This window comes from Brakhagea slesvicensis, assembly GCF_052161625.1.
In the GTDB taxonomy this organism is placed as follows: domain Bacteria; phylum Planctomycetota; class Planctomycetia; order Pirellulales; family Pirellulaceae; genus JBKCUI01.
The window spans coordinates 3,994,747-4,012,208 of sequence record NZ_CP197412.1 but is presented as its reverse complement, the minus strand read 5'-3'; the positions used below and the strand labels follow the sequence as shown (position 1 = coordinate 4,012,208).

General features: G+C 54.6%; 6 protein-coding genes. 3 read left to right on the top strand and 3 right to left on the bottom strand.

Annotated features, from left to right (window positions below; translation table 11 throughout):
• Positions 1-10: 10 nt before the first annotated feature.
• Positions 11-1,579: a ribonuclease Y gene (gene rny / locus SH467x_RS15260; RefSeq protein WP_482371382.1), complete on the bottom strand. Its 1,569-nt coding sequence runs from the start codon at positions 1,577-1,579 to the stop codon at positions 11-13.
• Positions 1,580-2,156: 577 nt separating this feature from the next.
• Between rny and SH467x_RS15255 the strand changes: the two genes are divergently transcribed.
• Positions 2,157-2,681: a hypothetical protein gene (locus SH467x_RS15255; protein ID WP_482367967.1), complete on the top strand. Its 525-nt coding sequence runs from the start codon at positions 2,157-2,159 to the stop codon at positions 2,679-2,681.
• A 2-nt stretch (positions 2,682-2,683) separates the two neighbouring features.
• The gene (gene ileS, locus SH467x_RS15250; RefSeq protein WP_482367966.1) at positions 2,684-6,166 is read left to right on the top strand and encodes an isoleucine--tRNA ligase; all 3,483 of its coding nucleotides are present in this window, start codon (positions 2,684-2,686) and stop codon (positions 6,164-6,166) included.
• A gap of 85 nt (positions 6,167-6,251) precedes the next feature.
• Here ileS and SH467x_RS15245 read toward each other — a convergent pair whose 3' ends face one another.
• Positions 6,252-12,368: an alpha-2-macroglobulin family protein gene (locus tag SH467x_RS15245; RefSeq protein ID WP_482367965.1), complete on the bottom strand. Its 6,117-nt coding sequence runs from the start codon at positions 12,366-12,368 to the stop codon at positions 6,252-6,254.
• Positions 12,369-12,780: 412 nt separating this feature from the next.
• Between SH467x_RS15245 and SH467x_RS15240 the strand changes: the two genes are divergently transcribed.
• Positions 12,781-15,873, top strand: a complete 3,093-nt coding sequence (locus SH467x_RS15240; protein ID WP_482367964.1) for a class I tRNA ligase family protein — start codon at positions 12,781-12,783, stop codon at positions 15,871-15,873.
• A gap of 7 nt (positions 15,874-15,880) precedes the next feature.
• Here SH467x_RS15240 and SH467x_RS15235 read toward each other — a convergent pair whose 3' ends face one another.
• Positions 15,881-17,134 carry a cation:proton antiporter gene (locus SH467x_RS15235; protein WP_482371381.1) on the bottom strand — a complete coding sequence of 418 codons (1,254 nt, stop codon included), beginning with the start codon at positions 17,132-17,134 and terminating at the stop codon, positions 15,881-15,883.
• Between the last annotated feature and the right edge of the window lie 328 nt (positions 17,135-17,462).

The following is a 17,462-nucleotide window of genomic DNA, read 5'->3' as shown; positions in this document are numbered from 1 at the left end:
CATCTATGCTTTAGCGCGCGACTTCGGTGAACCTCGATTCACGCACGACCGTTACTTTGATTTCACCCGGGTAGGTGAGCTGCTCTTCGAATGCTTTGGCGATATCGCGGCAAACCTTGGCGGCGATGGAATCATCGGTGTTTTTCGATGAAACGATCACCCGCAGCTCGCGCCCCGCCTGGATGGCGAACGCTTGCTCGACTCCTTGGAAATTCTTCGCGATCGATTCGAGCTCTTCCATTCGTTTGATGTATCGCTCGAGCGATTCTCGACGAGCACCTGGACGCGAAGCGCTGCAGGCATCGGCGGTGGCGACCAGCAGGGTATACGGGTACTCCGTAGTTAGCTGATCATGGTGCCCCAACGCGGCGTGTACGACGATGTCGTTTTCACCGTTTCGTTTCAGGATATCCGCACCGATCTTGGGGTGGCCCCCCTCCAATTCGTGGTCTGCCGCTTTGCCAATATCGTGCAGAAGGCCGGCGCGGCGGGCGAGTTGCGGGTCCAGCCCAATCATTTCGGCCATCAAACCAGATAGGAACGCGACTTCCACGCTATGTCGTAGAACGTTTTGCGAGTAGCTGGTTCGGAAATGGAGACGCCCCAGCATGTCGATCGTGCGATCATGAAGGCCTTGGATGTTCACCTCTTGCGCGGCCTCTTCCCCTTTGCGGCGAATGAAGCCCTCCATTTGCTTTTCGCTTGCTGCAACGATTTCCTCGATACGCGTCGGGTGGATGCGACCATCGGTAACAAGCTTTTCCATCGCCGATCGGGCGATTTCGCGTCGAACGGGATCGAAGCCACTCACGATGACTACGCCGGGGGTGTCATCGATGATCAAATCGCAACCAGACACTTTTTCAAAGGCGCGAATGTTGCGCCCCTCTCGGCCGATGATGCGTCCCTTCATGTCGTCGTTAGGGATATCGACGGTGCTGGTCGTGCTTTCCGAGGTGTGTGCCGAGGCGTACCGCTGCATGGCGGTGAGGAGGATGTCCTGCGCCTTTTGCTGTGCCACTTCGCTCACGCGTTTTTCGTGTTTGAGGATCACGGACCCCATCTCACCCTGGAGATCGCGTTCCAAAACGGAAAGAAGCTGTTTCTTCGCTTCGTCGATCGACATTCCCGTCATGCGTTGGAGGTCGGATTGTGCCTGCTGGATCAACTTGTTGTATTGATCCGATTTCCGATTCACATCCTCCATCCGTTCAGCAAGTTTCCGTTGGTTGTTTTCAACGAATTTTTCCTGTTTGCGGAGATCGTCCGAAGACTGCTTGATCGAAGCTTCTTTTCGATCCAGATCCGATTCTCGTTTGCGGAGTTCGTCCTTTTGTTTCTGGTTTTCGCTGTCGAATTTGCTCTGAAGCTGGAGCAGCTTTTCTTTCTTTTCCAGTTCGGCTGTCTTCACCAAGTTCTCGCAATCGAGTTTGGTTTGGTCTAGCAGTCGTTTGGACTGCGACTTTGCATCCCGGCCTTGCAGGTAGTTAAGGAGGTACAGGGCGCCCACCCCGAGTGCGACTCCGACGAGGAACACAATGGCAGTGACAGCGGTACTGCTGGATGAATCTGCGGCCAAGATGAAAAACTGCAGCCGATCCAGGGTTGCGGTTAGTTTCAACACAATTTGCTTTCTATGGTTCGCGGCGGGCTTCCTGCGCCGATTGGGAATTGATTCAAAGGGGCCAAACGCAATTGGGAACAAGCGAATGGCCGTTCCTCCTGGCGATCAGACTCCGTCCCGTGGCCCGATTCGCGGCGTCACCCCTCCTTTGCCGGAAGACTGGAGGGGAAGTGCGACTTTATATTGGGACAGGGAACGCCATCGGCGTCGGGGGACGCGATCAGCACCGAGGGCGGAAGAGGAGAGTGGACAAGGAGGAATAATGGTACGTGAAAACCCTGCAAACGACTCTACGAGACCGAGAATGGCAATTGGAGCCCCGTTAGGGAAGTCTCACCCTGCCAGCTCCGGCGCCCGGTTACTGGAATCTCTTGCAGTTTGGCATCGGTTTTTTATGCCGACTTCGCTTATGCTACCACAACCGGGACTTGGCGGAAACAACCGGTGGAACAGCAGTTGACATTCTGCTGGGATACGAACACTCTAATGCGTTTTTCACGGTCCCATTCCTCGATTTGCGGCGGTCACGATCTTGAATTTGCTCTTGGAAACCACGGAAGCGGAATTGATCGAGATGGATTCGGTCGAGACCCTTTCAGGATGTGCGTCCCTGGCCCCAACAGACGAGGAATTGCTCGTCATCCGCTGCCCGCTGGCGCCGCAGTCCGACGCATCCAAGCGGAAGTTCTCTGCCGGTGGGTCTTCGCTAACTCCGGCATCGGATGAGCCGGATTGGTTCGAGCTCGCTCTCCAAACCGAGGCCCCAGTGGTTCGCCCGGTAGTGAGTTCGTGGGGAGACGACGACGACGAAGTGGACGAAGAGATCCCGGACGAGGATGCTTCGGAGGAAGATGACGAGTCCGATCCCTTTGAGGACTTCGACGAAGAGGATTTCGACGATGACTTCGACGACGATTTCGAAGAGGAGCTGGAGGACGAATACGAAATCGAACCTAAGGACGATGGTTTCGCCTTCGAAGAGGTCCCAGAGGAAGTGGATCCAGAACTACTCGAAGAGGATGGGGCCGAAACGCCCAACGAGGACGCGGACGAGTAATCATGTTCCGAGCTGTTAAACAGGACACGAAGTTTCCGCAACTAGAAGAGGACATCCTCGCTTTTTGGAAGTCCCATCGCACCTATGAAAAAAGCCTGGAACTCCGCAAGGACGGCACGCCCTTCGTCTTTTTCGAAGGGCCGCCGACTGCAAATGGGCTTCCTCACCCTGGGCATTGCTTAACCCGCGCCATCAAGGATCTTTTTCCTCGCTACCGAACGATGCGAGGTTACCGTTGCGATCGCAAAGCGGGCTGGGACACCCACGGACTCCCCGTCGAGGTCGAAGTCTGCAAAGAGCTCGGCATCCACGGGAAGGATGAGATCGAAGAATTCGGCATCGAGGGCTTCATCCAAAAGTGCCAGCAAAGCGTCTGGAAGTACATGCAGGAGTGGGAACGGGTCACCGAGCGACTCGGCTTCTGGATCGATCTGTCCCAAGCCTACGTGACCTACCATCAGACTTTTATCGAAAGCGTCTGGTGGTCCCTCAAAACGTTGTTCGATCGCGGCCTTCTCTATCGCGGGCACAAGATTGTTTGGTGGTGGGCACAAGGTGGAACCGCATTGAGCGCCGGAGAAGTCGGGCAAGGCTACCGCCAAGTCGCCGACCCGAGCGTCTATGTTCGCTTTCCTCTGGAAGGCACCCCGAACACATCCCTGGTCGTTTGGACAACTACCCCTTGGACGCTCCCCAGCAATCAATTCGCGGCGGTTCACCCGGATCTAGAGTACGCCTATTGCACGGACGAAGAATCCAGCGAGACCGTCATCCTAGCCGCAGCGCTCGTTGATTCACTTGCTGAAAAAACGAAACGGAAGCTTGCCGTTGCCAAAACGGTCAAGGGCTCCGAGCTGGTGGGATTGCACTACAAGCCACCATTCGATTGCTACTCGAAAGACTTAGGTGCAACGGAGTGTTCACTCAAGGCGGGAGGATTGCAGCGGCCTTGCTGGCGCATCGTGGCGGCTGATTTTGTGACCATCGATTCCGGTACAGGCCTTGTCCACCTTGCCCCTGCATTCGGCGAAGTCGACTACGAGGTCTTGGCAAACGAACGGGCCCGATTCACTGAACCCCACACGCCTCCCCTTCTTTGCGCAGTAGGTCCGGACGGCAAGTTCACGAGCGATTTCCCTGACCACCAAGGAGTGTGGGTCAAGGATGCGGACAAGCCGTTGCAGCGAACGCTCAAGGAGGCGGGCAAGCTCTGGCATCAAGAACAGTATTTGCACGACTATCCATTTTGTTGGCGAGCCGCTGAAGATCCGCTGATCCAATACCCTCGAGAGAGCTGGTTCATTCGCACCACGCAGTATCGCAACGCGATGCTGGAGAACAACCGTCAAATCGGCTGGTTGCCTGAGCATATCGGCCCAGGTCGATTCGGCAATTTTCTCGAATCCAACGTCGACTGGGCTCTCTCACGAGAACGCTATTGGGGCACTCCCCTCCCGATCTGGGTTTGCGATCGCACAGGGCGCATGGAGGCGATTGGAAGCTATGAGGAATTGCTTCAAAAGCCCGGTGTAACGGGAACGGAAGTTTGGGCGGAAGCGAAGAAGGCCAACCCCAACTTGGTCGAAGACCTCAAAGTGCACAAACCTTACATCGACGCGATTACCTACGATTCTCCGTTCGAGCCTGGTGCCCGTATGCGGCGAGTCACGGAAGTGATCGACTGTTGGTATGACAGCGGCGCGATGCCGTTCGCTCAGTGGGGCTACCCTCATCAAAATAAAGAAACCTTTGCTTCGCAATTCCCTGCCGATTTTATCAGCGAGGCGATCGACCAAACCCGAGGATGGTTCTATAGCCAGCTTGCCATCAGCACCATGCTCTTTGGACGATCGGACAAAGAGACGGCAGAGGGAGCGGCAAACCAGGTCCAGCAGACAGGCTGCGAGCCTCGATCCTACCCACATCCCTTTAAGAACTGCATTGTTCTCGGGCTGATGTTGGCGGAGTGGTACGAAAGCAAAGATGGCAAGCAGCGATTCCTGACCGAAGAAGAGGCCAAGGCTGCTTGCGGATCCGACTATTCAGTAAAGACCGGAAAGATGTCGAAGCAGCTTCGGAATTACCGAAGCCCCCAAGAGATCTTTGATAAGTACGGTGCCGACGCGCTCCGCTGGTACCTCTTCGCAAACCAAGCCCCTTGGAACTCGATCCTTTATAGCGAACGCGCGATCCGAGATAGCATTTCGGAGTTCATCCTGCGGCTCTGGAATTCGTTCAGCTTCTTCTCCATCTATGCAGAGATTGATGGGTTTGCAGGTCCATCCGAAATCACCGGCTCGCTCGATCAGCTCACCAGCTCGGAGCTTGCTCAAGCCGAAACCTATCGCCCGATATCAGAGCGAAGCGAACTGGATCGCTGGATGATGAGCGAATTGGCATCAACCTGCCGAGATGTTGCAGAGCGAATGGATCGGTACGATAGCTACGGTGCATGCCAGTCCCTCCACGCACTCGTCGATGCGATGAGCAATTGGTTTATCCGCCGAAGCCGATCCCGTTATTGGGCTCCTGACAAGCAATCCGCAGAGAAGCTCGATGCCTACTGGACACTTTACGAATCGTTTGTGGTGATCACCAAGCTGATTGCTCCGTTCACTCCCTTCCTCGCCGAAACCTTGTGGCAACATCTAAAGGGAGATCTCAAACAGGTTCGAGAAAGCGTTCACTTGTGCGACTACCCCACCGGTGACTTCGTCGAACCAGATGCGGTTTTGAATCAGCGGATGAGTTTGTTACGCGAGATCGCATCCCTCGGGCGTTCAGCACGGATGGATTCGAAGCTCAAGGTTCGACAGCCATTGCAACGGGTCGAAGTTTCTCTTGCAGAGGATTCTCAAATCGACTGGCTGAAAATGCACGACGATATCGTTCGCGAAGAACTCAATGTCGACGAGATTCATTACGCCAGCGGTGCAAGCCCGTTTGTGGAATATCAAGTCCAACCCAATTTCCGAAAACTGGGTCCCAAAGTTGGACCGCTTTTGCCAAAGCTAAAGCAAGCCCTCGGGAATGCCTCCGGCGCGACCTTGCTTGACGAACTGACCAGCAAAGGAAAGATCACGATCGTACTTGATAATCGCACCCTCGAACTCGATGGTGAAGAGATTCAAGTACGGATGCAGGCGAAAGCAGGTTGGGCTGCAGCACAAGGCAAATTTGCCGTCGTGGCGCTCAACACCGAGCTAACCGATGCACTGATCCGACGAGGTATTGCGAAAGACGCTGTCCGTCTCATTCAAGACCTTCGCAAGAAGCGTGACTGCAACTTCACCGATCGCATCTCTATTTGGATCGTCGGCAGCACTCCAACCATCACGGAAGCCGTTCGAGAGAACGAAGAGTTCATTCGATCGGAAACCCTCTGCACTACCATTCAGTTTGAAAACGCTCCCGATGGGATTGCGTTGGACACGGTCGAACTGGCCGACGTCGAGCTTCAGTTAGGACTCTTTGCCTCCGCGTAAAAAACGCTCGAGGCTCGGCCGTCTCATCCACCGGACGCCCCTGCGTCCGGTCGATTCTTAATTCAAACTTCCCACTTCAAACTTCTCAATTCTTGCTTCGAACTTCGATCATGACGCTTCCCGAATGGCTGTTGAACTCGGGAGCGTACATGCACTCGATGCTGGCTAGGCCGCTTGGGTATTTCCCTGCGTGTTGAACCCGCAGCGAGTATTCGAAAACATAAGTCCCCTTGCTCAAGTAGTCGATGAAGAAGTGAGATGCGGTGTCGCGGGTGCTTTCGTAGTACCCCAAGCCATCTTGGTATTTGTACTGGCTCAGCACGTTCACCGGTTCGGTTCCGCTGCCGCGATGGTCCTTCAGGTGGACGTATTCCATATCGCGATCGACTCGAAGCACGATCCGGCATACCAATTCGTCTCCGATTTCAACCGGGCCGTCGACTAACACCAGCTGTGGTCCCTCTTTCGTCAGCACTTTCTTGTAAAGCTGCTTCTCGAGTTTGAGAGGAGTCCCCTCCCACGGAGTCACTTTGTTGATGTCTTCCAGGTATTGCCAATGGACGCTCCCCCAACTGACCCCCTCATCGGTTTTCGTAACCTTGATCTTGCCGTACTCCGGTTTGACTTCACGGCGGACGAACTTCTCTTCATAAAAGCCTGTTCCAGCCTCAACGTTCTGTGGTTCGATCTTTTCGCCCCCAACTTCGACTTCGACGAGGGCATCCGATGCAAGAAGATTTGTACCGCGAAGTAGCAAAGCATAGATGGCATCGGCCGTTGACTTGGTTGTCTTCCAATTCTGTGTTTGCTTTTGTTTAAGCAACCAGACTTTGCACTCTTCCACCGACTTGGCGTCTTTCGCAACTTCATCAAACGCTTCGATCATCAACGCTTGGGTTTCGATCGGTGCTCGATACCACCACCAGGATTGTTCCTGGTCTCGCCAGAACATGCCCATCTCTTCATTCTGGGTAGAGAACTCGGTGATGCTCTTCAGAATCGCCATGGGTGTCTCGCGATCCCCTAAGCGATGCAATCCGATAGCGATGTGACCTTGCGATTGTCGAGCTTGAGCCAGCCAATACTTACGAGCCTGCTCCTGCCAATACTGGAATGCCTTCTGATTCTCTTCTGCGACCGGTAGCTCGTTCATGAAGAAGCTTCGTCCGTAAAGGTAGAGGCAAACTGTCGATGACAAGTGATCTTTCGATGGATCGGTGGAATGGGTCAAGATCCAATCGTGCTTCTTCTTCATCCAGCTGTCCAAGCTGTGCAGGGCTCGCACCGCAGGTCCAATGTCCGCAGCGGTCCCCAAGTGCTTCAGCCTTCCGAAACCGGTAACGATGTAAAGCGATAGGTATTCGTTGTCCGGCCCACCGGGGAACCAAGGCCACATTCCATTCTCGTTTTGCATCTCGATGAGTTGCTTCATCGCCCGCGCATTCTCACTGGCTAATCGCGTTTCGTCGAAAAGGAGCCCAACGTTCCGCCTGGCCTCCGTTTCTTTTTGAGCGTCGCGCAACCAAGGCGTTTCCTGAATGAGTACCGACTTTAAGTCCTCGTTCTTTTCCAACGGCGATCGGAGCGCGTCGGGTTGCAGATTCTTCCAAACATCGAGCACCCGCCGAATCTTCGGATCGCTCATCGCAATGTGATTTGCCAAAGTGTTCGCGTACAGTCGATTGAACGTTTGCTCGCTGCATTGATGAGGGTATTCCATCAAGTACGGAAGCGCGAGTACGGCGTACCAAGACGGCTGGGAAACCATCTGAACCGTGACCGATTGATGTTTGATCGTGTCTGATCCGGCCGAATCCAAAAGCTTCTTGAGCTCGAATTCCTTCGTCGTTTTGCCGCGAATTGGCAAAGGTAACGACTCGGTCACCAAGATACGTTTCGAGAGCACGGGCAGCATTCCTTCCTCCCCATCAGACGTCACTCCCGTACTACCAATAGCGCGATAGATAATCGGGAACGATTCGTCAGGAACCTGTAGTCGCCACGCGAAACTCTTCGATTCATTGGCTTTCAGCGTGAATGTTTTTTCATTCTCCCCATTTCCGAATGCAGCGTCGACCGACTCGTCTTGCATCGCGCTGGACAGTTTCAATGCAACCTTTCCAGACAGATCTTCTGCGGTCGTATTCGATACTTTGACACTGAACTCGATAATGTCACCCTCACGCAAGAATCGTGGCGGATTCGGTTCGACCATCAAGTCCTTGGTCGTGACCACTTTCGATTCCAAGTACCCGCTTTTCAGTTCGCGGTCATGGGAAAAAGCCATGATACGCCACGATGTGAGCGCCTCAGGAACGGTGAATTCCAGCTCGTATCCGCCATCGGCATTCGCCGTCACATGCGGAAGGAAGAACGCGGTCTCAGCAAGATTCTTTCGAGGTGAAACACCTTCCAAATCGATTTGCGGACCCGCCGTCTGATTGGGAGGTACTGCACCTCCGTAACCACCCTCTGCACCTAAAGCGAGCGAACTCTTCGCCATCGCGCCACCCATTGCCGCACCCTCTGCTTCAGCCAATGCAAAGTCGGCTGTCGCGGGGGCAGGAGCGCCAAAACGCATTTCCGGCTCGCCACCATAGCCTCCCATCCCCCTGCCACGGTACATGGGGCCGCCCGGCCCTCGTCCGACCAGAAGGAGATCCGAAGGGAACTCGCGATAGGTCGCAACGACCGATTGCATGCGGTTGGCAAACATGCCTCGAACTGGCATCAAACCCTCAGGATTGTTCTGGAACACCCAGTTCGTCCACGTGTAATTCTGACGGAAGACGTTGAACTTCTGCGTCCACTGATGGGGGTAATACGCATCGAGCGACGCATCATACATGGCCGCAACCAATTCGCTGATCGCTTTCGATGCCTTGGGGCCCTCCACGATCAACTTGAACTTCTCTTTCTTGCCCGGCTCCAGTTTGGAAACCAACCGCTCCCAACGCAGCTTGAGATCTTTATTGGTCCAAGGAACATCGATGGTCCGTGATTCTAGATAGCATCTGTTTTCGCGGACGAACATCACGCGGACCTGCAAACCGCCTCGCATTCCTTCGGAAATCGCTTGCTCGATCCGGATCTGCGTCGTCCCTGACTTGGTCCAGAATCGTTGCAAGACTTCGGCACCTTGCAGGACTTCCACATAGGCTTGACCACTCTCGTAGCCCGTACCCCAAACCGCTCGGAATGTCTCCCCTGGCTCCAGTCGCCACTTTTCGGCGCGGAACAAATGGGGGATCTTCAGACCAAGAGATTTAGCTGCCGGGTCGATCACTTGCAAATGCGCCAGAGCTTCGACGGGCTTTCCAAACCGATCCTTCGTTTCGACGATGGCGCGATAGGATCCAATGCCGAGGGGAAGCTCGATCGGTGCGTGCGAATCATCGCTCCACTCGAAGCCCTTTTCGGATACCAATTCCCCTTGTTCCCAATTCGCGATATTGGACATGTCTTTGGGTGCATCCATTTGCTGATCGGCAATAGGCACGCCCCGTCTCTGGATAGCACGCCTTCTCGGAACAGGTGCACCGCCTCCTAGGACATCCGGTCGCATTACGCTCTGCGGATCGATCAAGCGGAAGACTTTCAGTTTGCCTGCTGCCGGCACTGCTTTTCCATCCAACGAGGTTGTCTTGATCACAAACGAAACAGGCTTCTGAGTGGTGAGCCACTCGTCGACAGCGATACCCACTTCCATCGCCACATAGCCCACCGAAACCGATAGGGTATCGGTTCGTGTTTCACCGGTGGAATCCGTAATGTCCGCAACAACTTCGTAGCGGAAAATTGGATTGGTCTGTTCGGCGACACTCCGATCGGGCTTCGCAACAAATGTAATTTGAAACTTGCCGTCTGCATCGGTTGTGGTCGTCCCGTGCGCGATCTCTTGCTGTTCTCCCGATTGGGGTGGGATTCTCCAAGGGTAGTAAGAGGAGAACCAGATAGGCCAGCGAACAGCTCGAGTGACGCGATACGATACCTTGGCATTTTGAATCGATACCCCTGTGTAGCTCTTCGCATTACCGGGGACTACCACCGGCTCGTTCAATTTCGGGGATGTATCGGGGGTAGCCAATTCGACGAGGAATTTCGGACGCTTGTACTCTTCGACCTGGATCGTCGTTCCAACCAATCCTTCGACTTGGAGGGACATCATCCCTGTGCCGCGGTCGCGAGGGATTTGGAACAGTCCGCTAAAGCTACCAAAGTCGTTCGATCGAACCGATTGCTTTCCAATTTCGTTTCCGTTCATATCCCGGAAGCTCACCGTGGCGGTGTGGTTGGGAACTACGTTGTAACGATTCGTGCGGGGGTCCGCGAGCATGCAGACCCCTTTGAATTGAACCGTCTGGCCAGGTCGGAACAACGATCGGTCGGTGAATAGCACGCACTGAATTCGGGGTTCCGGCTCAGGCTGGGTAGTCCCGACGTAGAGATTGTCGCGAACAGCAAGTTGTTGATTCCCTTTTTGTGCGATCAAGAAAAAGGATTTCTCTCGCAAGGAGAATGCAAACCTACCATCGTCATTGGTAACGATGGTTTGTTCGGTCAAGTTCCCTCGATTTCGGTTGTCTTGTACCATCGCCGTAACGGTTGCTCCAGCGACGGGGAGTCCGGTTCGATTGTCGACCACAAAGCCTTCGAGTTTGTCTGAATTCCATGCTTGATTCAGGACCATGCCGAGATTGGTTACCCAAAGCGAAGCAACGGACACAACATTGTTGGTCTCACCAAAACTTTCGTGCGGACTCGCAACCAGGTAGTAGAAATCGGATGGCAAGTCCGTTGGCGCATCGACGTCCAAGCTTGCTGGCTTGAAATCTTCGGTGGCAGGGAGGTCGACGTTCCAACTTCGAACGGGGCTCCCACGAAGGAGGCTTTCGACCTCGGGGGGCTGGAGAAAAACTGGGGATCGCTTGGTCTCCCGGACACGCCCTTTCCAATCGGCCGCATAGAGTCGGAAATGCACTCGGGTCATATTTTTGTATTGCACACGAATTGCCGAGGGTGGATCGCTCCAGACTCGTTCGGTCGTGATTTGAATGCTCTTTGCTTCGATCTGAGCAATGAGGTTCGCGCAGTGTTTTCCACCGGCGCTCTCCGGGTGGGCCGACACCCCTTCTTGCGCCACCGATCGGGCTTCAACGAATTGGCTTTTCTCCATCAAGAGGCGAGCCCAGCGATGACGAGCTTCGGCGGAAAGTTCGTGCAGCGCGTGCGCATTGGCGAATCGTTTTAACGCAGCAAGGTAGCGATCCCATTTTTCATCTCCCACGGCGTGGGAGTATCCGAATTGCAATCGTGCCAAATCCGCATCGAGATACGCGCTTCGGTCGTCATCGTTGGCATGGAATCGAAGGAGCTTTTGGTAAAGGCGAATGGCTTGCAGTTTGGTCGATTTCTCGTCGGTTGTGACCGGCTTCCAAGCAAGGAAATCGTCGGCGGAACCGAAGAGAGCTGAATCGGCTTCGAGTTCCAAGGCATCTTGCGCCTTGGCTCCAGCTTGCTCCCCTGCGTTGTAGAATTCCAACGCTTCGAATGCCACGAAATCGAACAACGTCGGGCGATAGCGGTCCGGCAAGGTCCCTGGGGGCAAGAGATCGTTGTACGTTGCAATGGGTATGGCTTGGAGCTGTTCTTGTGCGGCCAGTGCAGCCGAATAATGTTTCTCAATTTCTTCGAAGAGCCGCTTCAGATCCCATGTCGTGAAATCGGGCCCCGGAGCAGAGGACGAGGAGGACCGCTGCGCGAACCGCCATCGGTTCTGTTGGAAGTAAGTCCAGTAGTAGTGGGCTTGAAGCGTTTGAAGGATGGGACGGATCTCAGCAGGTCCGTTTTCGATTTGGGCATCCATGCGTCGAATCCCTTCCTCGGGAAGCCGACCTTCGACCTGCGTCTCCAAAACGATCCTCTTCGCAATCCCTTTCACGGCTTCGGCGTAACGTTTGTTTTCCAGCGCTGCGTCGATGATGGGGCCGAGTTGCTCGATAGCGGTTTTAGGGAGCCCTTTTTTCATGGCGTCTTCCACTTTGATCCAACCTTCTGATTCCGGAGGTTTCGGTGATTGGGGTGATTGATAGGCCAAGACGGATGTGATCCAGACGGTGCTGAGGCAGAAGACCGTTGCGGCGCACGCGAGAGCACAAAACGACGCAACAGATAGCGTTCTCAATGACTTCCACACTTTCATCTTTTCGAACTCCAACCGATGAGAAGGGGGACCCCGAAGCAACCATGCCCCCGAAGCGACCCGCTCCATGGAGCCGCAGGAATCCAAGTTACCAGAAATACGCAGGAGCGTATCGCTTCTTAGCCACCGCCCTTCGAAATGGAAGGGAAACCAGTGGCGACGATTGTTAGACTCCTGGGAAGAAAGGGGCGTTCCAGAAAACCGAGCTTTGGCGAGAACTTTCCAATGCCAGCTCTCCTCCTCTCCTTTATCCAGTCGCCCAAGCCTCCCTAGACTTCCGGAGGAAGCTAGCTCCCATTCGACCTGCGGTTATGAGTGTTCAGAATCTGTTTTTTTGTTCAAATACCAACCCGAAGACGGTTCGACCCCGTTCTGCTTGGAGTGCCGTCCATTTATCCCCCAATCTCCACCCATGATGAACGCTGAAACGCACGAAATCCCCAACCGTTTCGATTTCACGACCGCTTGCGCTGAGATTTATCAGTCATGGCAGACTCACGGTTGCTTCCACGCAGAGGTCAATCCGAACAAGAAGCCGTTTACGATCGTGATCCCACCTCCGAACGTCACCGGCGCGTTGCATTTGGGTCATGCCCTCAACAACACGTTGCAGGACATCCAAATTCGCATGCATCGCATGATGGGATTTGAGGCCCTCTGGATGCCTGGGACCGACCACGCTGGGATCGCGACGCAAGCCGTGGTCGAACGTCGATTGAAAGAAATCGAAAACAAAACCCGTCATGACTTGGGCCGGGAGAAATTGGTCGAGCGGATCTGGCAGTGGAAGGATCAATACGAAGCCCGCATCTTGGGACAACTCAAACGAATGGGCTGCTCCTGCGACTGGCGACGAACCCGATTCACGCTCGATGATCAATGCGCCAGGGCCGTTCGGACGACGTTCTATGACCTGTTTTCCAAGGGACTGATTTATCGAGGCAAACGGTTGGTCAATTGGGACACCTATTTGCAGACCGCCGTCAGCGACGATGAAGTCACGGCCGAGACCGTGCAAGGTCATTTCTGGCATCTTCAATACCCTGTCATCGATCCTCAACCGGGTGAACCAACCCATGTTGCGATCGCTACCACCCGTCCCGAGACCATGCTCGGAGATACCGCGGTCGCTGTTCACCCAAACCCGCGCGAAGCTTTGGAGCGAGTCGAAGCGACGTTGCGCGAGAAATTGGCCGAAGCATCCGCCAAAGACCGGCCCGCGATCGAAGGCCAATTGGAAGAGCTTGAAAGGCGAAAAACGAGCCATCTTCCTACTTTGGAGATGCTTGCACGCATGGCCCAGGCGGGGCGGCAGGTCATGCTCCCCTTGGTCGATCGCCCAATTCCCATTGTAGCAGATAGTTGGGCCAAACCCGATCTGGGAAGCGGCTGCGTAAAAATCACCCCCGCACACGATCCCAATGACTACGACGTGGCACTCCGTTGCGACCTGCCGATGATCAACATCATGAATTCGGACGGGACCGTCAACGAAAACGGTGGCGCGTTCGCTGGGATGCGTATGACGAAGGCTCGCGAGAAGGTCGTTGAACAACTCGATGCACTTGGATTGCTCCTCAAAGTGGAGGACCGCGAGATTGAGCTCAAACACAGCGACCGGAGCAAAACGCCGATAGAACCCTACTTGGCAGACCAATGGTTTGTGAAGATGGACCGATTGGCCCAATCCGCAATGGACGCTGTTTCCGACGGAAGAGTAAAAATCTATCCCCCTCGATATGCGAACGGTTATTTGGACTGGCTAGGCGAGAAACGGGATTGGCCGGTCGGTAGGCAATTGTGGTGGGGGCACCAAATCCCAATTTGGAGTCGAACCTTTGACACCGCAGAGCAAGCAGCATCGCTGAAGTTCCAAATCGAGGCAATGTCCGAGCGAGCGGCAGGTTTGATCGTTGCTCACATCGAGGAACCGGCAACGCTCCACGTTTGCGTGAAGAACGAGGATCGCGGTATCGAAGTCAAACTCGAGTCCCTCGGATTGGTTCGACAAAACGATGTGCTGGATACCTGGTTCTCCTCCGCACTTTGGCCCCATTCCACCCTCGGATGGCCCGAGCAAACCCCGGACCTGCAGTATTTCTATCCCACATCCGCACTGATCACCTCGCGCGATATTATCACCTTGTGGGTGGCACGCATGGTATTGATGGGATTGAACAACGTCGGCGAGATCCCATTCCGTGAAGTCTTCATTCACCCGAAGATTCTCGACGGCTACGGAGAGACGATGTCCAAGAGCAAGGGGAATGGGGTCGATCCGATCGATGTCATCGACAAGTTCGGTCCCGACGCGCTCCGATTCGGGCTAGCTTGGCTGTGCACCGAAACGCAAGACGTCCGAATGCCGGTCCAATACGAATGTCCGCACTGCGAAGCGAAAGTAAACCAAACGAAAGAGAATCGCCAAAGCCCGACCGTCGCGTGCGACAAGTGCAAGAAGCCATTCTCAACGCAATGGGCCGAAAGCGATGCGGATAAAGCACACCCCAAAGCACCCGTGGTGAGCGAACGTTTCGAGGTCGCTCGGAACTTTGTAAACAAACTCTGGAACGCGTCTCGATTCGTCATGATGAATCTCAGCGGGTACGAATTCGCTCCGATATCCGTGTCGGATCTCCCGCTTGAGGATCAATGGATCCTATCCCGGTTGGCAACGGTCACCCAACAAGTCGAATTGGATATCAAGCATTATCGCTACGCCGATGCGGCCCGATGTGTTTATGATTTCGCTTGGGACCATTTTTGCTCTTTGTACGTCGAGATGGCGAAACCTCGTTTGCAGGACCCCGCGACACGAGCACAGGTGCAACGCGTCTTGGCACACGTACTGGATCGGATGCTCAGGCTGCTACATCCAATCACCCCGTTCGTTACCGAAGCGATCTGGCAACAGCTTGCTAAGATCACCCCCAAACGGGACGTTATCACCGGCGAACCAGCGACGTCTTGGATCGTCCAAGCAGCTTGGCCAGGGGTTGACGAAGCGTTCATCAGGCCTGAGGTCGAAATGCAATTCTCGCACTTCGTTCATTTGATCGGTGCGGTGAGGGAAATCCGTTCCCGCCAGAATATTGCCCCCAAAGATCGTGTCGGATTTTCCGTTCGCTGCAGCCGAGATACAGAACAGCTGCTTGCACCGATGGCTCGATTTCTGGAGTCGATGGCGAATGCTCATGCGATCCAATGGAGCGAGTCTCCTGAGGTGCCTTCGGTACATGCTCACGTCTCTATCCCGGAGATGGAGGTGTACGTCGATCTTTCTCAATTCATCGATGTGGGAGCGGAGATCGCTCGAAACGAAAAACTCCTTGTCAATTTGGTGAAACAAATACAAGGCAAAGAGAGCCGTTTATCCAACGAATCCTTTGTGAGCCGCGCTCCTGCCGACATCATTGAGAAAGAAAGGCAGGCCCTGCAAGACCTTTTGCAGCAGCGTGTCGCAGCGGAAGAAGCCATCGGTAAGCTTCGAGGCCTTCGCGAATAGCAAATGGTTACTCCCGAGCGGTGGCTCTTTTGCCGACCAGCCACTCGAACAAGGGGGACGCCATCAGTGTTGTGATGATCGCCATGATCACAAGGATGGCAAAGAGCTCTTCGGAGATGACTCCTCGCTGCAATCCAATGTTGATGATGATCAACTCCATCAATCCGCGCGAATTCATGAGCGTGCCGATCCCCATCGCTTCTCGATTCGGCAAACCGGTCGCCAAGGCAGCCAACCAGCAAGCGACTCCCTTCCCTGCGATCGCGGCAAACAAGACCAATAGACAATACCCCCAGAGAGATGGATTGTTCAACAACCCGATTTTGGTATTCAATCCGGAGTAAGTGAAAAACAATGGGAGAAGCAAAGCGACCGCTAAGGGCTGAATGCGGTCGATGAGTTGCTCCGACATGAACCTGCGAGGCATCGCAGCCCCCATCAGAAAGGCTCCAAAAACGGCATGCAGCCCGATCAAATCGGTGCACCATGCTCCGAGCGACATCAAAGCTAGACCAATGACGAGCCCCCCTTCGGTCAACACCCCGTCTCGCACGAACCAAGCCTCGGTCTTCTTCAAGACCGGGCGAACCAATGCAAACACAAACACCACATAGCCGATCCCCCCGCCAAAACTAATAACAACTTTGGAGGGGTCCTGGTCAAAACTAGCGAGAACCAATGCGAGCAGACACCAAGCCATCGCATCGTCGATCGCACCCGCACCAATCGCGACGGTACCCATCGTCGTTCCCGCCAGCTTCTTGAAGTGAATAATCCGAGCAAGCATCGGGAAGGCGGTAATGCACATCGACGCACCCAAGAACAACATCGCCTCGAAGGGTGTCGTCTTTTCGGGGAATAGCGAACTGTTGTAGATAAAGTAGTAAGCGAGCCCCGCGCCGAGGACGAATGGAGCGATCATCCCTGCCAGGGAAACAGCGACCGAACTCTTGAAGTGACTTCGGAGAATATCGACGCGAAACTCAAGCCCCACAATGAACATGTAGAGGGCGAGCCCAAGCTGCGATGCAGGAAACAAATAACTCTGGGTATCGCGGGTTTGTTGCGTCACATCCCATGGAAACAACCAGGTCTGCCATTCAGGCCAAAACAGACCGAACAGGGATGGTCCAAGCAAAACACCGGCAATCATCTCCGCGACGACCTGCGGTTGCCCAATCCACTTTGCCCCGACGCCAACCAGTCGACAAAACAGAAGGATGACTGCAATCTGCGCAAAAAACTGCACCGCCAAATGCACGTTGTTCAAGCTCGCATACCCTTCACCAATAAGAATTCGAAAACGAGGACATCCCGACGCGACCAGAATACATGTTCAAACAACCAATGTCCAGACAGGCAATTCGGAAATTAGCTGGGGATTCAGAAGCCAGAAGCGCTGGTTTTCCGCCCTGGGGAGCTATCCTAGAAGTTGTCTCGCCCTACCTCGGCCCGCCGCGCCCCGCCACGCCACGCTCCACGCCCCGCCACGCCACGCTCCGCGCCCCACAACCGTCCAGTCAGTCGGCCGCTCAAGCCCGAACCTTCGCGCATTTTTCATCCCGCACTCACGTCAAGCCAACCTCGAA